The 20,168-nt window shown below is 36.9% G+C and carries 17 protein-coding genes; 13 read left to right on the forward strand and 4 right to left on the reverse strand.

The annotated features are described in order from the left end of the window. Nucleotides 1–24 precede the first annotated feature (24 nt). From MKY60_RS04490 to MKY60_RS04500, 3 genes are read right to left on the reverse strand one after another with little or no spacing between them, the layout of a single operon-like run. Nucleotides 25–1,947 carry a PTS fructose transporter subunit IIABC gene (locus MKY60_RS04490; protein ID WP_340928810.1) on the reverse strand — a complete coding sequence of 641 codons (1,923 nt, stop codon included), beginning with the start codon at nucleotides 1,945–1,947 and terminating at the stop codon, nucleotides 25–27. 16 nt (nucleotides 1,948–1,963) lie between these two features. Next, nucleotides 1,964–2,875 (reverse strand): 1-phosphofructokinase, encoded by a 912-nt coding sequence (gene pfkB / locus MKY60_RS04495; RefSeq protein ID WP_340928811.1) that lies wholly within the window; start codon nucleotides 2,873–2,875, stop codon nucleotides 1,964–1,966. Continuing rightward, nucleotides 2,872–3,624 (reverse strand): DeoR/GlpR family DNA-binding transcription regulator, encoded by a 753-nt coding sequence (locus MKY60_RS04500; protein WP_340928812.1) that lies wholly within the window; start codon nucleotides 3,622–3,624, stop codon nucleotides 2,872–2,874. The genes pfkB and MKY60_RS04500 overlap by 4 nt, the downstream gene beginning before the upstream one ends. A gap of 1,239 nt (nucleotides 3,625–4,863) precedes the next feature. Between MKY60_RS04500 and MKY60_RS04505 the strand changes: the two genes are divergently transcribed. The 12 genes from MKY60_RS04505 (at nucleotide 4,864) to MKY60_RS04560 (ending at nucleotide 18,823) form a co-directional block, all read left to right on the forward strand. After that, the gene (locus MKY60_RS04505) at nucleotides 4,864–5,157 is read left to right on the forward strand and encodes a WXG100 family type VII secretion target (RefSeq protein WP_090565261.1); all 294 of its coding nucleotides are present in this window, start codon (nucleotides 4,864–4,866) and stop codon (nucleotides 5,155–5,157) included. A gap of 74 nt (nucleotides 5,158–5,231) precedes the next feature. Then, entirely contained in the window at nucleotides 5,232–5,471 is a 240-nt protein-coding gene (locus MKY60_RS04510; RefSeq protein ID WP_093494092.1) for an EsaB/YukD family protein, read from the forward strand. After that, entirely contained in the window at nucleotides 5,458–6,831 is a 1,374-nt protein-coding gene (gene essB / locus MKY60_RS04515) for a type VII secretion protein EssB (protein WP_340928813.1), read from the forward strand. Before MKY60_RS04510 ends, essB begins: the two co-directional genes overlap by 14 nt. A gap of 33 nt (nucleotides 6,832–6,864) precedes the next feature. Continuing rightward, the gene (gene essC / locus MKY60_RS04520) at nucleotides 6,865–11,367 is read left to right on the forward strand and encodes a type VII secretion protein EssC (RefSeq protein WP_445677981.1); all 4,503 of its coding nucleotides are present in this window, start codon (nucleotides 6,865–6,867) and stop codon (nucleotides 11,365–11,367) included. Beyond that, nucleotides 11,364–14,213: a type VII secretion protein EsaA gene (gene esaA, locus MKY60_RS04525; RefSeq protein ID WP_340928816.1), complete on the forward strand. Its 2,850-nt coding sequence runs from the start codon at nucleotides 11,364–11,366 to the stop codon at nucleotides 14,211–14,213. The genes essC and esaA overlap by 4 nt, the downstream gene beginning before the upstream one ends. Next, the gene (locus MKY60_RS04530) at nucleotides 14,203–14,712 is read left to right on the forward strand and encodes a type VII secretion EssA family protein (RefSeq protein WP_340928818.1); all 510 of its coding nucleotides are present in this window, start codon (nucleotides 14,203–14,205) and stop codon (nucleotides 14,710–14,712) included. Before esaA ends, MKY60_RS04530 begins: the two co-directional genes overlap by 11 nt. Nucleotides 14,713–14,731: 19 nt before the next feature. Then, nucleotides 14,732–15,091 (forward strand): YwqH-like family protein, encoded by a 360-nt coding sequence (locus tag MKY60_RS04535; protein WP_340928819.1) that lies wholly within the window; start codon nucleotides 14,732–14,734, stop codon nucleotides 15,089–15,091. 21 nt (nucleotides 15,092–15,112) lie between these two features. Continuing rightward, a complete protein-coding gene (locus tag MKY60_RS04540) occupies nucleotides 15,113–15,415 on the forward strand; it encodes a YwqI/YxiC family protein (RefSeq protein WP_090565249.1) in 303 nt (100 codons plus the stop codon). Next, nucleotides 15,412–16,863: a ribonuclease YeeF family protein gene (locus MKY60_RS04545; protein ID WP_340928821.1), complete on the forward strand. Its 1,452-nt coding sequence runs from the start codon at nucleotides 15,412–15,414 to the stop codon at nucleotides 16,861–16,863. The genes MKY60_RS04540 and MKY60_RS04545 overlap by 4 nt, the downstream gene beginning before the upstream one ends. 109 nt (nucleotides 16,864–16,972) lie before the next feature. Further along, the gene (locus tag MKY60_RS04550) at nucleotides 16,973–17,614 is read left to right on the forward strand and encodes a hypothetical protein (RefSeq protein WP_340928823.1); all 642 of its coding nucleotides are present in this window, start codon (nucleotides 16,973–16,975) and stop codon (nucleotides 17,612–17,614) included. A 24-nt stretch (nucleotides 17,615–17,638) separates the two neighbouring features. Continuing rightward, a complete protein-coding gene (locus MKY60_RS04555) occupies nucleotides 17,639–17,824 on the forward strand; it encodes a hypothetical protein (RefSeq protein ID WP_340928824.1) in 186 nt (61 codons plus the stop codon). Nucleotides 17,825–18,028: 204 nt separating this feature from the next. After that, nucleotides 18,029–18,823 (forward strand): hypothetical protein, encoded by a 795-nt coding sequence (locus MKY60_RS04560; protein ID WP_340928826.1) that lies wholly within the window; start codon nucleotides 18,029–18,031, stop codon nucleotides 18,821–18,823. Between the two features lie 78 nt (nucleotides 18,824–18,901). Here MKY60_RS04560 and MKY60_RS04565 read toward each other — a convergent pair whose 3' ends face one another. Then, a complete protein-coding gene (locus MKY60_RS04565) occupies nucleotides 18,902–19,102 on the reverse strand; it encodes a hypothetical protein (protein WP_340928828.1) in 201 nt (66 codons plus the stop codon). Between the two features lie 202 nt (nucleotides 19,103–19,304). On the opposite strand from MKY60_RS04565, the gene MKY60_RS04570 reads away from it, so the two are divergent. After that, nucleotides 19,305–19,742 carry a HEAT repeat domain-containing protein gene (locus MKY60_RS04570; RefSeq protein ID WP_090565236.1) on the forward strand — a complete coding sequence of 146 codons (438 nt, stop codon included), beginning with the start codon at nucleotides 19,305–19,307 and terminating at the stop codon, nucleotides 19,740–19,742. The last annotated feature ends 426 nt before the right edge of the window (nucleotides 19,743–20,168 follow it).

Below are 20,168 nucleotides of genomic sequence, written 5' to 3' on the forward strand. Positions count from 1 at the left end.
ATCCGAAAGCTAAGGGGTATTGCATCATGCAGCTACTGCGATTTTCTTTTTCAGTAATCCGAGGATTATAGCAGTAATAAAGGAACCTACGAGAATAGCGATGGCATACATTAGAATATTTGCCGCTCCTCCATCAACGAGACCGATAACGAAGATTCCACCATGAGGAGCCCGCAAACCGATGTCAAACAGCATAACCAATGCACCGGTGACCGCAGCTCCGGCAACAGAAGCCGGGATTACGCGTGCAGGGTCAGCTGCTGCAAACGGAATGACACCTTCTGTGATAAAACTAGCACCGAGCACATAAGCAGTCTTGCCGGCTTCACGTTCAGGTTTTGTAAATTTATTTTTAAATAGCGTTGTAGAAATTGCTACGCCGAGTGGCGGCACCATACCCGCTGCCATGACAGTAGCAATGAAATTAAAGTTCTGTGCATCAAGCATAGCAATACCAAATGTATAGGCGGCTTTATTGACAGGACCGCCCATATCAATTGCCATCATGCCTCCGAGAAGTAATCCGACTAGCACTAGGTTAGTTCCACCGAGGCTTTCAAGGAAGCTTGAAATACCTGTATAAACATTGGTCAATTCTGGATTGACTAGCATCATAATTATGCCGGTAATAGCAATTGAAAATACTGGAAAGAATAATACCGGGTTTAAACCTTCAAGTGAATTGGGAAGCCTAGAAAATACTTTTTTGACTAGCAGCGTCACATAACCAGCAAGGAACCCTGCAATAAGTCCGCCAAGGAATCCAGAACCACCGCTTGCTCCTTCTACGCCTGTCACGGTAATTGCAATCAGTCCACCGACCATCCCAGGTGCAAATCCCGGACGTTCGGCAATACTCATCGCGATAAATCCGGCTAGAACAGGCACCATAAGGAAGAAGGCATTGCCGCCACCAATAGTATTTAGCATAGCAGCAAATTCATTATATTCGGGACTCTCCGGATTGGAGGCATTAATACCCCAGAAAAACGAAATGGCAATTAAAATACCACCACCAACTACAAACGGTAACATATTAGATACACCGTTCATTAAATGTTTATAAAATCCACCCTTGCCTTCATTAGAGGATGCTTCATCTTTAGATTTGTCATGTTTATAGACCGGTGCATCTTTATTCACCGCACGATTAAGTAAATTGTCTGTTTCGTATATCGCTTTGCCTACAGCAGTCTGGATGACCGGTTTGCCATCAAAGCGAGCCATATCGACTTTTGTATCCGCAGCTACGATAATTGCTTCAGCTTCTTTAATTTCCTCATCGGTCAGACGGTTTTTCACGCCGCTCGAACCGTTCGTTTCCACTTTTAGCGTAATACCGAGTTCCTTTGCACGTTCATTGAGTTTCTCTGCCGCCATATAGGTATGGGCAATTCCTGTTGGACAGGCTGTAACAGCCAGAATCATTTTAGCGGATGATTCGGTCCGTGTTTCAGCTTTTTCTGCAAATGCCTGTTCTGTACCTTCGTCTTCCGTCTCTTTATCTGTAATTGCCTCTAATACTTCCTGCTTCGAACTGGCTGCAAGGATACGGGAACGGAATTTTTCATCCATTAAAAATGTTGCGAGTCTTGATAAGGCTTCAAGGTGATCATCATTTGCACCTTCAGTGGCTGCAATCATGAAAAATAAATGTGCCGGTTGGCCATCCAATGATTCATAGTCGAGGCCAAGTTCAGATCTTCCGAATGCAATAGCTGGAGTTTTCACTGCTAATGACTTGGCGTGCGGAATAGCAATACCCTCTCCAATACCTGTAGTGCTCTGATTTTCACGTGCTAGGATATCTTGTAGGAATGCTTGTCGGTCCACTAGTTTTCCCGCTTGTTCTAATTGCCCGGTCAGTTCTTTCAGAACTTGTTGTTTTGAAGTGGCATCTAAATTCAGTATAATTGTTTCCTCTGTCAATAATTGTATAATTTTCATTCTGTCACATCCTTTGTCAGATTGGGGTGATCTCTACTTGTTCAAGTAATGCTTCTACGCCTTGTTGATCGCATAAATCGGAACGAAAGGCCGTGGCACTACCACTTGCGACACCGTACCGAAAAGCTTTTTCAGGATTTTCGTCTTTTGAATAGGAAGCGATAAACCCGGAAACGAGAGAATCGCCTGATCCTACGGTATTAATGACGGTACCGATAGGTGCTTTTGCACTTAAAGACAGATTTTTGGTAACGAGCAAAGCCCCATCAGCGCCCATCGACACTATGACATATCTAATATCGTTTTCTAAAAGCCTCTTGGCATAGAAGTGTGCAGCCTTTATATCTGTGATTTTCGTATCGAATAATTCGCCCAGTTCATCGAGGTTTGGCTTGATTAAAAAACATGGAACATTTGTCAGTTTTTTTAGTGCGGGACCCGATGTGTCCAGTACAAAACGCACTCCATTCTCACTGCAAATCTTAGCTAGATCGAGAAAATAGCTTTCGGGGATAGAGCCAGGAAGGCTGCCCGCAAGAATGAACCAATCGCCTTTTTTCATGGCTTTTACTTTATTTGTAAGGATCATCAATTGTTGTTCTGTCAATTGTGGACCTGGTCCGTTTAATTCCGTTTCTTTTTCTGACTTGATTTTTATATTTATCCGGGTTATTTGTGAAGTTTCAATAAAATCAGTAGCTACACCTTCTTTTTGTAGAAAGCTTTCTATATAGCTGCCTGTAAAGCCACCAGTAAATCCTAGAGCTTGGCTTTCAACACCCAGTCTGTTTAATACGCGTGAAACATTAATGCCTTTACCGCCGGGATAATAATACACTTCTTCAGAACGGTTTAGTTTACCGTTTTCGAAAGCAGGCAGGTAAACGGTATAATCGATTGATGGTGTGATCGTACAAGTATAAATCATTCGTGCACCAACTTTACTGAAGTTTTTTTTCTGAAATCATCGAGTATTTCTGAAGGCATACTGTCGATAATCAACATGGCATTTTCCAAATCCATGATTTTAGCGAAGCTGACTTGATTGATTTTAGAATGGTCAGCGAGCACAAAGGTATTTCGGGACAAAGAACTTGCCACTTGTTTGACTGCCGCTTCTTCAGGATCTGGTGTCGTATAACCGTTTTCTACATGCAGGCCATTTACCCCGAGAAAACATACGTCAAAACGATAATTTTTCATAGCCAGTACCGTTTGAGAACCGACAAATGCACTAGTTTTCGACTTAAATAATCCACCGTTCAAATAAGTGGTTATGCCATATTCATTCAAGGTATCAACGAGTGTCAGACCATTCGTTACGACTACCAGGTTTTTGTTCTGCAGAAATGGAATCATTTGAAAAGTCGTGGTACCAGCATCCAAAAAGACGCTGTCTCCTTCTTTAATCAGTTCCGCTGCTGCTTGGGCGACTTGGATTTTTTCGGATAGATTCTGAGTAGATTTATCGGTTACGCTTTGTTCTATTAAATTGTGTCTCGTCAGAATTGCACCACCAAAAACGCGTTCTAGCTTCTGCTGGCTTTCAAGTTCAGTCAAATCTCTTCGAATTGTCGATTCGGAAGCACCAGTTTCATCCACTAAATCTTGGATTTTTACTGCTTGTTTTTTTTCTAACTTCTTTAAAATATAGGAATGTCTTTCATTTGTTAGCAAGTCATCACCCGCTTCCTAGAATATAGTTATATTTCTGTTAAAACCATAATACTCTAAGTAATAGTTATAATCAATCAAAAACGTTCAAACTCATTCAAGAACAATCATTTGTATAACAAATTTATCAAGTAATCACGAACTCCACATTCATAATACGAGCATTATATAGGAAGAGATAAATAATAATCCAAAAATAATCAGATATTGAAGTAACAAAATTGGTGTGGAGATGAGTGAAGAACTGCGACTTTAAGAGGATGTAGCCGCGGAGAGCACCCGGACTGAGCCCAGGAAAGCGTCGCGTTCATACAATGCACTAATCTGTTTCCATAAGTTGTAGTGGTAGGGAGACTGACAGACAATTGTCATAAGCTTACCGAGAAAAGAGCAGCTGGTCGTGAAGTTAGTCACGACCAGCTGCTCTAAAAACATTCGGTAATAATATTACAATAAGTCTCCAGAGCACTTCGAAAAAGTTAGATACAGGTTTTGAACTATAAGGACCGGGTTTCTATTTGCCTGGTTTTCCTAATACTCAAAATAGGTTAGACTTCCATAATTTTGAAGTGCACTATGAATAATATACCTATTCGATATAATGTTTCTTTAAAATTTCAATTGGAAAGCAATGACATAGAAATGCATAGTTTTGAGTATCTTTGTACCGAGATATTATCACGATATATTCTGTGAAAAATGAGGAAAAAGTAATTCATTTTATTTCTAATATTAATAATTTGATTATTTAAAACTAATATTAAAAAATGAAAACAAAAAAACATTATGCAAATCTAATTGTTAAAATTTAGTGACTAAAGTCTATGAGTTGATAGTTCTATTGAAATTTACAAATTTTTATAGGATTTTTGACTATAAGAATATGTAATGGTATTTATTATATTAAAGGAAAAGTTTTCTAGTACTTCCACCATATTAAGTAGTTAAAAACTTTTCTAAACAGTTTCTTAGCCTATTATAGAGACTCAATTTCATAATAAGTTGGTTCAATTAATAACACGAATTTACGTCATATAGTGTTATACGAATCTTACTATTTATAAATTTATAAAAATAATTTATAGAAATAGGTTTATAAAGTAAGAGGTTGGGGTATTGGGTGTTAGTTGACTTCAATTACCCATTTTTACCAATGTAGGAAGTACCTGTGGGTCCTTATAAAAGCACTACACAGTTATTTTATAAATGCCACAAAATTTCAAGATAAGGGAGATGTATGGAATGTCAGGAATTATTCGCGTAACACCAGCTGAGTTAGATGCTATGGCTTCTCGCTACAACCATGAATCAGGGGAGGTTGCTTCTCAAATTGGTCGTCTAGATGGCATGATTGGTGAATTGCAATCAATGTGGGAAGGTTCTTCAAGTGCAGCCTTCGCTGAGCAATATGAGAGACTTAAACCTCATTTCAATGAAATGCGTGAATTATTAAGTGAAGTAGGAATTCAATTAAGCCGTGCTGGTCAAGCGTTGCAAGATGCAGATCAACAAGTTGCTAGTCAAATTCGCGGATAATCAACCGTTAGAATGTCAAATAGTAGAGCGTCGTTCCTCCAGGAAGGCGCTTTTTCCTTAATTGGGGTGAGAGAGTGTATATAGAGATTACAGTAGATCTTTCTAAATACGATGGAAAAGTCTTAGATTTAAGACTTTCTGATTATTATACTATGAAAAAAATGATTGATATTGCCTGGCAGGCCAATTCTATATCTAAAACTCCACGCGAAGGCCATTGGGTGCGTGTAGTGAATAAAGATAAAATATTCCCTGGACATTTGACGTTAGCCCACTGTGGTATAACGACAGGTGATCGAATTGAAATTATTTGAAGGAGCTACAAAGATGGCCAATCATTCACATACATACTTAAAAAACCGTATAGGTGCAGAAATAAATGAAGAACCCCTAAAAACTACTTTTGTTTTTCAAAAAGAAAGAGTGGGATTTAAGCGAACAGAAGAAGTTGTTTTTCTAAAAGAAGTTAATCCAAAAATTAAAAAAGATATAGTGATAACCGATAACGAGCTTATTATTCAAGCTGATATCCCAGAGACCTTTAGGCGATTTGATGACATCCAAAAAGAGGATGAAAAGTCTCGTTGGATGTTTGCATACCAATTAGTAGAAAAAGTTAACTCACATCCATATCCTCGTTTAAATTTAATCGTGTCCCCAGAAAATATTGTGTATAGCAGAGGAATGGAGCCTGTTTTTCTTTATTACGGTGTATTGGGCAGTTTACCGCCTTTTGAAGCAAATGATGAACGCGTCTGGTTAGAAACAAAAGCCGTAGTTGCAGCCGCAATAGACGGCTCTTTCACATTTGAAGAGTATTTGAAGTATTCGGAGATTCTCGAACTCAAAGAAACAGGTGCTACCATTATGGCCATGAAAGAAAGTGATTCTTTACTCGACTTCATCAGTCAGCAAATGGAGCACTTAGAAGTAAAAGAACTAGAAAATGTGAAGATTCCTCGAAAAAAATGGAAAGTTACCAAATGGTTATCGGTTGGGCTAGGTGTACTTATTATTCCTGCAATTGTATTTACAATCATATTTTTTGTACACGAAAAGCCAAAAAACGAAGCATACATCGATAGTCAAGCATCCTTCCTCGGTCAAAATTACAGCCAAGTAGTTACAACTTTAAGTCCTTATAGCGTTAAGTCTATGCCATATATCGTTCTTTACGAACTTGCTTATTCATCTGTTACGAATGAACGCTTGGATGAAGAACAAAAAGAAAATGTGCTTTCTAATATTACATTACAAACCGACGCAGATTATCTAAGATATTGGATTTATCTCGGTCGTGGAGAAGCAGAGAATGCTGTTGATATCGCAAGAGCAATGGAGGATGGCGAGCTAATTACCTATGGTTTGTTGAAAAGAAGAGAAGAAGTGAAGGCAGATAAAGATATAACCGGTGAAGAAATGCAAGAATTACTTAATGAAATTGATCAAGAAGTAGAGGAATATGAAAAGTTAATGGAAGAAATGGAAGAACAAGAGCAGCAAGAACTAGAGAAAAAAGAACAGGAAAAACAAGAATTAGAACAAAAACAAAAAGAACAACAAGAATTTGAACAACAACAAAAGGAAAAACAAGAACTTGAACAAAAACAAAAAGAGCAACAAGAACTCGAACAAAAACAAGCAGAAGAACAACAAACAGAACAACCGAAGTAGAAATAAGAAAATACGGATAGATGAATTATAAAAATGGTTCGAAAGAAGGTGTACCTATTGCAACAACTATGGTTGTTTTACGCCGAAAATTATCAGCGAATAACTGTACCTGAAAATGATTTTACATCTTTCACAATTGGTCCAGCAATTGAACATGATATTACGATTCAGACATTTCCCTTTGTCAATGGTCCTATTACATTAACAAGGGATGATGCTGGACTAGCAGTTTATAGTGGAGATGAACCATTTGGAAGGCTTACTGATGAAGAGGGCCTTACGATTGAACAAAAACAAAAAATGCTCCATTTGTATATTACCTCCACTCCGCTAACTTCGGAAACATACTATATAGACTTTGATAATGAGGTTTCCTTTGATACCCAATTAGAAATTGCTACATTTCAAAGACTTAAAACAAGTTTTCCAAAAGTTGAGTCCGGTCATTTTTCGTTAAACAAAATAAAAGATGGATGGATTATAAAGAAAGACTTTGGCTGTCCTTTATATGTAAATGGCAAGATAGTAGAATCTAATACAATTCTAGCTGATGGAGATGTGCTTCAGTGGGCTTTTATGGAAATGAAATTACTCCAAAAAGACCTGCTAGAGGTGACTGCTGCTGTTCCTTTTGCAACGAAACTTTCTATTATAGATGTTCCTGAATCTGAAATTCTGCATAAGTATCCTGATTATCGGCGTACGCCTAGAATGATTTATGATCTTCCAGATGAAAAAATTTCATTAACATTTCCGACTCAAGAAACAGATGATTCTGGAAGAGGATTATGGCTCATTATCGCACCACCCCTGGTGATGCTTGTAGTGATGGCACTAGTAGCAATTTTTATCCCTAGGGGAATTTTCGTTATTATTTCTATTACTATGTTTTTAACAGTACTAGTTACCTCTACTGTTCAATATTTCCGTGACAAAAAGAAGCATAAGCGGAATGCGGAAAAACGCCTTCGAGTCTATAAAGCGTATTTAGAGAACATGAGAGAAGAACTTTATGAGCTTTCCGAGAAACAAAAGAAAGTGTTGGACTATCATTTCCCGAGTTTTGAAGAGATGAAACAAATGACCAGTGATTTATCTAGTAGAATCTGGGAGAGAACTTTAGATAGTCATGACTTTTTAGAGTTTAGATTAGGAACAGGAAACGTGAAATCTAGCTATGAAATTAAACTTTCTTCAGGTGATTTAGCGAATAGAGAAATAGATGATTTGCTCAAACAAGCTCAGCGAATGGAAAAGGTCTATAAAGAAATTCCTGCTGCACCAATTACAACTAAATTATCCGAAGGTATCTTAGGGTTAACTGGAAAAGAATCAGTGATTAAGCGAGAGCTTCAGCAAATAATTGGTCAAATGGCATTTTCTCAAAGCTATCATGATACAAGATTTATTTATATTTTCAATCATGCTGAGTATGCCGAAATTGAGTGGATGAAATGGTTACCACATTTTAAACTGCCGAATATGCATGCAAGAGGATTGATACATAACGAGGAAACTAGGGATCAATTATTGTCTTCGTTATATGAAATAATTCGTGAGCGAGATACAGATGATCAGAAGGGCAAAACAATATTTGCGCCACATTTAGTTTTCTTCGTTTCCAATTATTCATTGCTTGCTGAGCATGTCATCTTGGAATACTTAGAAAGCAAAAATACAAAAGACCTTGGTATATCCGTTATTTTCGCGGAATCGGCACAGGAAAGAATGACCGAAAACGTTCACACTCTTATTCGATACGTCAACGAACACGAGGGAGATATTCTCATTGAGGCTGGCAAGGCTGTAGATATCCCATTCAACTTAGATGAATTTGATCCTGCTACGAACGAGAGATTTACACGAATGCTTCGAACATTGAATCATCAAATAGGAATAAAAAATTCTATTCCAAACTCGGTTAGTTTTCTAGAGATGTTCGGTGTTAAAGAAATTGAGCACGTCCCAATAGTACAAAATTGGACAATGAACGAGTCAGCAAAATCACTTGCTGTGCCAATAGGTTTTAAAGGGAAAAATGAGCTTGTGGCATTGAACTTACATGAAAAGGCACATGGTCCACACGGCTTGTTAGCGGGTACAACGGGTTCGGGGAAAAGTGAATTTCTACAGACGTATATATTATCACTTGCAGTTCATTATCACCCACATGAAGTAGCCTTTCTATTAATCGACTACAAAGGTGGAGGAATGGCACAGCCGTTCAAGCATATCCCGCATTTGTTGGGAACGATTACGAATATTGAAGGCAGTAAAAACTTTAGTATGCGTGCACTTGCCTCTATAAATAGTGAACTAAAACGAAGACAGCGTTTGTTTGATCAGTACGTCGTTACTCATATTGATGATTATACGACACTTTATAAAGAAGGAATGGCGATGGAACCACTTCCTCATTTATTCCTCATTTCCGATGAATTTGCCGAGCTGAAACGTGAGGAACCTGAATTTATACGAGAACTTGTAAGTACAGCTCGCATCGGTCGGAGTTTAGGAGTACATCTTATTTTAGCTACCCAAAAGCCTGGGGGAGTTATAGACGAACAGATTTGGAGTAACGCGAGATTCCGAGTTGCATTGAAGGTACAGGATGCATCGGATAGTAAGGAAATTTTGAAGAATGGGGATGCCGCTTCTATTACTGTAACTGGCCGTGGTTATTTACAAGTTGGAAACAATGAAGTGTATGAACTATTCCAGTCAGCGTGGAGCGGGGCCCCTTATAAGGAAGAGGTGTTAGAGGGAGAAGAGGATGTAGCAATTGTTACTGATCTTGGATTGTATCCACTTTCTGGGATAGCTACAAGTGTGAAGAAGAATTCAAGTGGAATGACGGAGATGGAGGCAGTGACAGGGAAAATTGCGGAAATAACTGCTGAAATGAATATTCAAAAAGTAGCAAGTCCTTGGTTAGAGCCATTAGCCTTACGACTTGAAAAGCAACTAGATATTCCTACTAGTCAATCTGGATTCCCAATTGGAATGATCGATGAACCAGATAAGCAAAGCCAGTCACCGGTAGCATATAACTGGACAAAGGATGGAAATCTTGGAGTATTCGGTTCCTCGGGCTATGGGAAGTCATATACATTACTTTCAACAATATTGGGGCTAGCAGAAAACCTGTCTCCGGAAGAAGTAAACTTTTACTTGCTCGATTATGGAAATGGATCATTATTACCACTTAGACAGCTCCCTCATACAGCAGATTATTTTACAATCGATGAAGAGCTGAAAAGAGATAAACTAGTCAAGCTTATAAAAGAAGAGATTGCTAAGCGAAAAATTGCCTTCCAGAAATCAGAAGTAAGTAACATCCAAATGTACAATAAGTTATCAACGCAGGCGTTACCTCTTCTGTATATAGTAGTTGATAATTATGATATTGTCCGTGAAGAAATGGAAGAGCTAGAAGCACAACTGATTCAATTTGGTCGGGATGGTCAATCACTCGGAATTTATTTGTTCGTGGCAGCGACAAGAGTTCAATCGGTTCGACAGTCCTTAATGAATAACTTAAAAACGAAGATCGTTCATTATTTAATGGATACGACAGAGTCATTTACAGTAGTTGGCAGAGTACCATTCGATTTAGAGCCATTCCCGGGTAGAGCAATACTGAAAAAAGAGGATACCCATTTTGCGCAAATTTATTTACCAGCGAGTGGATCAGATGACTATGAAGTATTAGAGTCCATCAAAGCAAAAGTTAAAAGTTTACGAATTAAGCACCAGGAAGATAGTCATCCGAAACCTATCCCGATGCTCCCACTGGAGCTTACATCTACAAACTTCTCCTTCTACTTTGATGGTAAGAAAAAGGATGGAATCGTTCCAATTGGATTGGATGAAAATACTGTTCTACCAATCTCCATTGACTTTAAGAAAAATCGTCATTGTTTACTTGTTGGACAGGTTCAAAGAGGGAAGACTAATACGATAACTTGGATGCTTCACACACTGTTAGAACAAAAAACAGGATTCATTACTATATTTGATTCGTTTGATAGAGGATTATCAAAATTTGCTGATTATGATGCAATTGACTATCTGGAAACGAAAGAGAATCTGGCAGAATGGATTACACGAACAGAGCAATATTATTCGGAAATCGAACAGGCTTACCTCGAAAATATTCAACAAGGAGATCCTTTAGAGATTACGCTTTCTTACTTCATCATCGATGGATATACGAGATTCTTACAAGTAGCTGATATTACCCTTCAGGACAGATTAGCGAAACTGATGAAGCGTTACGCTCACTTAGGCTTCAATGTCATTATGTCTGGTAATAATGCAGAAATCACTAAAGGTTATGATGCCTTCACGAATGAGTTGAAGCTTGTAAGACAGGCGCTCGTGTACATGAAAAAGTCGGAGCAAACTTTGTTTACAGTAGCGTATGAGCGCAAAGAAGCGGAACTTCCGCTTGGATTTGCACATTATATTTTGAATGGGAACGATACAAAAGTAAAGATTCCTTTAAGTGAGTTGGAGAGGACGATTGTACAATGAAATCAAGTAAAAATACCAGACTATTAAAATACGGTGCTGGAATTCTAGTAATATTAGCTGTTCCCATTATTTTTTTCCAACTAATGGGTGTTAATATTCTCGATTTGAATAACTCAAATAAACGTACCATAGCTATTGTAAATGAAGATATGGGTTTAACGAAGGATGCAGAAACAGTTCAAATGGGTGTAGAAGTAGTATCCATTTTGGCGGAGGACTCGGATTATGAATGGGAAGTAATGGGACGGGGGGCAGCAGAGAACGGTTTAAAATCAAACCAGTACGATGCAATTGTTTATATTCCCTCCAATTTCTCGGGAAATATTATGTCTTATGATGAACAAAATCCCCAAAAAGCGGAGTTTGCATACCAGGTGCAGCGTCAGAAAACAGGGTTACGTAAGGAACATGTTTTGCATGAAATAGAAGTAGCAACAGACCGTGTAAATGATAAAATTTCAACTTTGTACTGGAGCTATATAGCACAAGAAATGAATCATATTAAAAAAGAGTTTACAAGTATTTTAGGAAAAGAAACAGAATTTCTTAGTGCTATGTCAGCATACTATAAGCCAGAATCAGAAACACTGGCTGAACAAATGCTAAGACAAAAGGATCAAATGGAATCATTGCAAACAACTCTCGGATCTGCAAATAATACACATACTAGTCGTATTGAAAATGCCGATTCGTTTGGATTACAAATGAACAATTTCATAACCTATGTACAGCAATATAAGGAGTTTCAGAATACCCAAAGACAAATACTACAGCAAGTGCAAGATGATAGTTTAGCTAAAATCCACGCAGCAGCAGCAACACAAGCAGAGCAATTCAATCAGTCTGTACAACTGCTAGAGGATAGTAATAACCAATTAAATGAAGAAATTCAAAAAGTGAATGGCATTATTGATACCAATAAAGAAAAATTTAATGCATTATCGGAGCTTCGAAAAAATGAAGTAGATCGTCAAGTTACGGACTTGCTAGTAGTGCAAGGTAGTGCGATCGATCGTTACAATAACACCATTTTATCTAATCTAGAAAAAGGTATTGAAGCAGGGAAAAGTGGTAATGCAGTTCTTGCAGCAGCTTCCGTAGGTACAGAGCCAAATCAGTTTGTTTCTATTAAAGAACAGCTAGAACAAAAAGCAGTGGAGAAAGCTTCTACTAATTTACTTGGCCTTGAACAAGAACGTGCGAAGGTAGATAGTATTTTATCTGGACTGACTTCTTTAAAATCAAAAGTAGCAGAAACGGATCCAACTTCCACTTTTATAAGTGAAATTGATAGGCTTCAAGCAGAATTGGGTTCAATTCCAGCACTACTGGCTGAAAGAGAAGCAACATGGGCTAGTGCAAAACAAACAGGAACTACAGATTATTCACATGCCTCTACGGAATATGCGAGTTTATTAGAAAACTATGGCTCTATTTACAGAGAGTATGAATCAGTTCAACAAATTATCAATTCATACCCAACGGATACGGTTCGTATAGGTATGGAAATAAAACAAAAAGAAGAGGCACTTTTAGCTAATTCAAGTTTGGCGGACGATCAACGTGCTAGACTGCAGGAGCTATTCGCAAAAGGTGCAGCAAAAACAGATACAAGTTCTTTGTTATCCTACTACGCTACTTTAGAACAATTTGAATTCACCCTCAATGAGGGAGGAGATAGTGCGAATAAGGATGCTATGTTGAAGGATGAAATTTTAACAACATTGCTGAAAAATGTTGTGGATATTAACGAATTGGAGCTAGAGGGTTGGACTTCTGTTGGGGAAAGTATTCCTGAAACTGAACTAGGAATGTCCGATTTAAGTACAACGTTTGCTGCGATTATGTCGGGATATAAAGAAACTGCAGAACAGCAACATGCATCGTTGATCAATGAATTAAATTCTATTGACAAGCAAGCAAATATTTTACTCGCGCAAATCCAAAATCCAGCAAATATGATTCCTTCAGGTGAGCCAATGGCAGCTACTTCTGAAGGGGAAGTAATGGCTGGTCAACAAAATGTGACGAACCAATTAGTTTCGTTAAGTGGAATGATTCAGTCCTTATCACAAAAACAAAGTAGTTTAGTAGATTATGCAAACGACTTAACTGTTAAAGCAGACAATATAAAAGACACTTCGAATGAATTTAGTGGAAAATGGGATACGAATGTGGCTGTCATGTCTGAATTCGATAATGATATTCAAGAATTTCTTGCCAATACATATGTAGATGGTCAAGAAAACGGATATGCATTTAATCACTTCGTGAACCCACTAGATGTAAAAGGAGAAGCAGTCGTTTCTGATGAAATGGAGAAAGTTCCACCTGTTATTTTGTTTATCATTCTATTAATCAGTAGTTTGTTAATCGGATATTTCTCTTATCAGATGAAAGAAGGTTCAATTGGGCTTCAACTTACTATGACAGCTTTATTGTCCATAATTGTTGGTCTAATTATTAGTTTCTACAGTATCTATATGTACATTTTAAATGACCATCGTGCACTAGAATGGACAATCTTTACTATTTTATTACTGCTAGCAGGTGCAGCAATAATTCGTGTAGCATTAGAATTCGGACAATCAGTTGGTTGGCTTGCTAGTGTGGCATTGATGTGCTTATACATTATTCCACTATTAATACTGGCTGTACCTGATATTAATATTCCAGATGTTTTGTCTACCGTTTATATGTCTATCAAATATGAACCTGAAACCAGCTTTATATGGGGTGCAGTAATAACAGCGGTAATCGCAATAGCGATGCTAACGACCACATATTTTATGAATAAAAATAATAGATTAAAAGCATCTGTGGCAGATGAAGCGTATGAAAGTTAAATTACGTCTTTTGTTTCCAATATTATATTTATTGCTCGTTGGAAATGCTTTTATCGTCCTTGCTGAAGAACCAAAAAAAGCAGAAGACTTGGATCCTATGATTTATCAAAAACTAGAATTTAAGAAAAACACCGATTATCTGCATGATAAGAAGAAAACTGAAATGAAAAATACAATTCCTAAAAAGCAAGTGGATATATATTTTGATGGAAGAAATAAACTCCCTAACAGAGGAGATACTTCTTACTTGTTTTTAACGGCTGAACGTGGGGAAAAAAGTACCGTAACAGCAAAGTCCTCAGAGTTAAAGCTGTTTTCTGCTAAAGATACTGAACAAGCAGAGTTAACGGTTTCCCCAATGGGAGAGAAGAAATCCTCTAGCGGAAAGATAAGGACCTTTATATTTTTAGGATTAGTAGGGATTGGTATTATTGCAATATTTGTTATCCTTTTACCCAAATTAGTTAGTACCTCTGAATCTACTAAATCAGCCAAATGAAAAAAGGGAGGAAATGTATATGCTTGGTTATTATATTGCTTTATTAGCTAAAAAGAAGGAAGATCTGCAAAGATTAACTACATGTCAGTCTTCTTTGCAAGGTAAACAATCCGAATTTAATACGAATGAACCTAAATGTTTAGAGCCAGAGCTTACTGCCACTACTTGGCAGGGAACTCATGCAGATAAGTTTGACGATATTAGAGAATCGGGTATTCATACCAGCTATGTAGATATATCAGGAAGTCAATTTTCTAATGTGTTTAGTGCTATATCTGCGAAAATAAGTGAATTGATTGCTGAAATTGCATCTATTGAACAAATAATAGCAAATCTTAGAGCGGAGCAAGAACGTCAAAATCAAGTGAAAGCAAACTAACTTGCAAGGAGGAAAAGCATTATGTCTACGGAAGTTAAAATCGTATATGCAGATGTGGAAAATCAAATTGGAGAAATGACTAGTGCAGTCGATTTGCTGAATCCAAAAGCAGAGCCGCCTATTACGGGTAATACTCTAGATGTCGTTACAAAGTTCAACGAATTATCCATAAAATTGGACCAATTACTTGTAAAATATCAAACATTATCAACCCAAAATATACAAACTACCTCCGCTTCAATTGACTTTATGGAAGAGTCTGATCAAAAAATATCAGCGGCTATGCAGTGTACCATCAATGGAACAAGTGTGGCAGCCCAATGAAAATATTAGACGTACATCCGTTTCACGATGGTATAGGGCGTAATATTAATATGCTCTCTCGACTTGAAGGAGAAATGAATGCAATCCAAACCGCTGTGCAAGGCTTAGTAGCTATGGAGGAAACGCTTAAAGGGGAGGGGGGAGATGCAATAAGATCGTTCTATAATGATTGCCATTTACCTTTTCTACATTTCTTTTTGACGTTTAATTCTCTATTTAATACAACCCTTACTACTATGAATTCCGCACTCGATGCATTAGAGCCAGATGCCAATGGCTTTATTCGCCAGGCGTATTTGGAAGGAGAAGTAGAAGAGGGTTTAACAGAAATTTCTCAAGTAACAACTAGTTTGACAGATGAATCCAATAGCATTATGGATTCTGTTTCTGATATAGTTGCTCTGCCCCATTTAGATGACAGTGGTGTACAGGAGGGCGTAACTAGTGCAAGAACATCTAGGGATAATACGGTTACCGATCTAAATGAATTCGATTTGACTCAAACGAATGCGCTACTTTTAATAGAGGCAGCCATGTTAAATATGGAAGCATGGCTAACAGATATTGAATATTTAATGGAAGAAGGATTAACGGATGTTAACTTCCCGGCAGATAGTTGGAATTCTGTACAGGATGCAACACCGATTGGTCAATTCTATTTGCAGCACCAAATAGATATGCTAGCTTCAGATCCACGAGTAGAACAGAATAATGTGGAAGTATCAACACCTGCCTATACAGAAAAGAATTTATGGGAAGGCATTATGACCACTGTCGGACTAGATATTAATGATTGGGAAAAGAAGCCTATAAATGCTGCAGCCAATTTTTTAGGGTTTGCTACAGCGGGCCATGCAACATATAAAGATGTAAGACTGGCTTCCAAAGGTTTCGGAATTACAAGAACTACTCGGACTACAAAACAGAATGTTACAAAAACAGTCATTAAGATTACTAGACCAGAATTGATTGGAGTTAAAAAGAAAACGTATTCTGGTGCAAGCGCTACAAACTATGAGAAGATTTTTAAAAGAGTAGATCCAGCTACCAGTGTAAAATCTACGTTTCGTTTTTCTACCAATAAGCTTGGGTATATTGGTGTATTTGCTACAGCGGGTGGAGACATTATACATGGTATACAAAATGATGAATCGGCAAGTCAAATAGCTGGCAATGTTACAGGGGATGTTGCTGTTGCAGGTGCTTCAATGGCGGCATCAGCATGGGCTGGAGCACAAGCAGGTGCAACAGTCGGCGCGTTTGGTGGACCAATTGGGGTAGTAGCTGGTGCTACAGCGGGGTTAATTGCAGGTGTAGTTGTAACTACGTTATTAAGTGAGGTAAAAATCTTTGATGTAAATAATGATGGCAAAGACGATTCAATTGGAGATGCTATTAAAATAGGGACTAAAGGCCTTATCGACTCTGTATCTTCTTGGTTCAAATAGTTAGGAGAGAATTCCAATAGAAAATAATAGAATGACTAATACTTTTTCATCATACTTGAAATTTGACTCACCGAAACAAAATAAGCAGAGTATTATCGGAAATTTCCTCGTGTTTTTATATTTAATTGGAATTCTTCCACTTTTGGCGCTACCATTCTCACTTCCGTTTTTCCTAGTAGCTATTGTTCCTACAGTTTTTATAACATTTTGGGGAATTATTTATATAATAGCACCTTATAAATACGAAAAATCCTATTATTTATTTCTAGGTGTATATGGTGTCGTCAATACTTACGTCTATTTCGTTAGTATACAAAAATTATTGTATATAAATCTTGAAATAGATAGCTTGATTCCATTTTTATTTAATGTAATATTGTTCATCTTATTAATTGGTGGTATGAATTGGATGAACTGGAAGGCTATTTATAATGAGACATATTATAAGTTACAACAAAAGAGTTCTATTCCAGTAGGTTGGGCATCAATAGCAGGGGCTTCCTATATATTAGGGCAAATAATATTATCTGTTGTCTATACAGGCTCGGGAATAAGCATATTAATCATTGTTTGTCTGTCCATTTTATCTTTATTTACCGCATTTCTTTCAATTAATATTCACCGATATTTTTTCATAAAAAAAAATATGGAAATAGTAAAGAGAATGTTTCCAGAGTTTGGGTTACCAATGCTTGAGAGACGTGGAACGGGAAAGAAAAAGAAGAATATGAATAAGAATATAAAAAAATAATCTGTCCTGAGACGGGAGATTAATATGAATAATACTAAATTAGAGCACATTAAATTATCGTATTTAAATCTAGAATCACTCCAGGAAAACAGAAGTGGTATAGTTGGGTATTTCCTAATACTGTTTTATGTGGTTGGAATAATACCGATATTAGGAGTGCCGTTCTCTTTGCCTTTTTTCTTAGCTGCAATTATACCTTTATCTACTTAGATTCAGCTCTAAGTATACTATTCATAGTCGGCATCTCCATTTTATCTCTTTGTACTGCTTTTTTACGATTAACATCCATCGATATTTCTTTATTAATAAAAATATAGATATAGTAAAATATCGATTCCCTGAATTTGGATTGCCAAAAAGCGACAGATACACGGAGCAGAAAAAGAAGAAGAAAAAAAGAAAGAAGGGAAAAGAATGATTCCAACATTTACAGTACAGGATATTTTTGTAATGATGCAAACGTTAAATACGAAAACTTTAATAGGCTTTTCTAATCCCTTCGAACACCTAACAAAATACGAAATAGAAAGGATATGGGAGAAGACCTATAAAAAACTTCATGAGCTTAATCTTATTGATTTAGTCGATAAGGAAATTAAATTAGAAGAAAACTTCGGTAATGCTTTATGGATCATGTCGCGTACTAATATGGTTGTAGAGATTATGAAAGATGGAAATCAGAAAAGTTATTTTTACTTTAGCAAAGACCATGTAGTGGAATGTAAAGAAAACGAAGAAAGTGAATATACGTTATACGTTCACGGTGCGCCTGATCATGTTTGGAATAATGTCATTTACCCTCGAATGCTAGTAGGTGTAGAAAAGCACTCTGTCACTGTAAGTGAAACTATTTTTGTTCCTCCTTCTGCATACAATGCTTGGGTGAAAGCCGGATCAGTGACAGATGTGCAGAGCTTGGAAACTATCAATTTAGGGGAAGACTGGAAACGTATCAGTAGTCAATTGGATGCGGCGCTAAAAAGTATGATACATAATAATCGACTAATGGTATTTTTCAAAGAGGATGCCAATTGGGTTATCGAAGGTATGCATGTTTTAACATCTCCTAATAATAATTGGACATTCAAGATGATTCGACAGGACAATAAGGAATTATTAGAAGGAAGACAAAGTACAAATTTGGACATTGTTTCAGAGATTTTAGAAGTTTTAGTTAGGATGCAAGCTAAGAAAGCAACGATTAAATAAATGAAAGTAGAACATCAAGCACATTTCAAATAATCGAAATGTGCTTGAAGTCTGTTAGATTGTAATTCTTATGTATTTTCAATGAAGTATTTTGACATTTAAACTTTCCAATTGCGCTAAGTTGATCGTATAATTGTTTTCGGTATCTACAAATAGCCCACCATTCACTTTGTTCCTTTCAGCTGTACGGATATCTGTATTCGTTTCGAATATCAGATTATTACCACCTTTAAACTTCAGGTAAAATTTATACTTTTTTAATTCACCAGCATTACGCAATATTCTCCCTCCTTTAACGGAGTATATCATTCGCCTTGAAAAAGTTTAATAGATAGAAAATAGTTTTATTGGGTATATAGTTTATGAGACTTAATGAGGAAGACCTTCTTATAGAAATAAATTAGGTGATACTACTTAAGTAGTATATAATGAAGGGATGCTGAAAATACTGAATTAGAGAATATAAAGGAGTTTGAATCATATGAGTAAAAAAACTATTAAAACTGAGTTACCAGAGAATTATGAGGAACTGAAGAAAGCTGCCAATCGGACTGCAAGCTGGAAGGCACGCTATGACGCAGTAGTTGAATTAGGTATGTACAATCATAATCAGGTGAAAGACATTTTAAGAACACGCCTTGCAAATGATCCAGTTTACAAAGTACAAGAAGCTGCATTCCAAAGTCTTTTAGATTTTGGAGAAGAAGCACAATTACCGAAGCGTAAAAAGTTTGAATTAGTAAAAGGAGCAAACAAAGTGTTTGTTCGTGTTAAGAAGAGCTTACCTAAGGATCATACTTTTGAAGAATATTTAACAAAGTTAAAAAGAATGCGTATCGATGTATATGATACGTATGAAGGTGACAAAGGCGACGAATTCAAAACTTGGTTAGAAAAAGAATGGTCTAACTTAAAATAATGTATAGAATTACAAAGAAAACAATTGTCGACATGGACAATTGTTTTTTTTTATAAAAGTGAATCAATTTCATAAAGAATATTAAATAGTTAAATCCGAATAACGCTGATTTCGGCTCTATGCGGACGCTTTCCGAGGGCACGGCTTCAATCTCCTCGTCACACGAAAACATATGCTCCTGCGGGGCTTTCAGCTCGCGCTGTTCCCGCTGGAGTCGCCGCCTGCCACTTCAATCAACGGGATCGCTTTTAAAAAAGCGAATAATATATTTGTGGTATTAATTAAACATTCGTATTTTTAAATGAAACAAGTAATTATGAAATTGACTCAAGTAAGTATTTAATACCGATTAATTACTATTGCTAATTTATTATATATACTACTGAAATGGAAATAATGACGTCATAAAGTTGCGATTTATTGATA

Origin of the sequence: Psychrobacillus sp. FSL K6-1415 (assembly GCF_038003185.1) — a bacterium.
GTDB classification, from domain to species: Bacteria; Bacillota; Bacilli; order Bacillales_A; family Planococcaceae; genus Psychrobacillus; species Psychrobacillus psychrodurans.

Coding starts and splice junctions, on each gene's coding strand:
- MKY60_RS04490 (WP_340928810.1), bottom strand. CDS start 1,947: ATGAAAATTATACAATTATTGACAGAGGAAACAATTATACTGAATTTA.
- pfkB (WP_340928811.1), bottom strand. CDS start 2,875: ATGATTTATACTTGTACGATCACACCATCAATCGATTATACCGTTTAC.
- MKY60_RS04505 (WP_090565261.1), top strand. CDS start 4,864: ATGTCAGGAATTATTCGCGTAACACCAGCTGAGTTAGATGCTATGGCT.
- essC (WP_445677981.1), top strand. CDS start 6,865: ATGGTTCGAAAGAAGGTGTACCTATTGCAACAACTATGGTTGTTTTAC.
- esaA (WP_340928816.1), top strand. CDS start 11,364: ATGAAATCAAGTAAAAATACCAGACTATTAAAATACGGTGCTGGAATT.
- MKY60_RS04530 (WP_340928818.1), top strand. CDS start 14,203: ATGAAAGTTAAATTACGTCTTTTGTTTCCAATATTATATTTATTGCTC.
- MKY60_RS04535 (WP_340928819.1), top strand. CDS start 14,732: ATGCTTGGTTATTATATTGCTTTATTAGCTAAAAAGAAGGAAGATCTG.
- MKY60_RS04540 (WP_090565249.1), top strand. CDS start 15,113: ATGTCTACGGAAGTTAAAATCGTATATGCAGATGTGGAAAATCAAATT.
- MKY60_RS04545 (WP_340928821.1), top strand. CDS start 15,412: ATGAAAATATTAGACGTACATCCGTTTCACGATGGTATAGGGCGTAAT.
- MKY60_RS04555 (WP_340928824.1), top strand. CDS start 17,639: ATGAATAATACTAAATTAGAGCACATTAAATTATCGTATTTAAATCTA.
- MKY60_RS04560 (WP_340928826.1), top strand. CDS start 18,029: ATGATTCCAACATTTACAGTACAGGATATTTTTGTAATGATGCAAACG.
- MKY60_RS04570 (WP_090565236.1), top strand. CDS start 19,305: ATGAGTAAAAAAACTATTAAAACTGAGTTACCAGAGAATTATGAGGAA.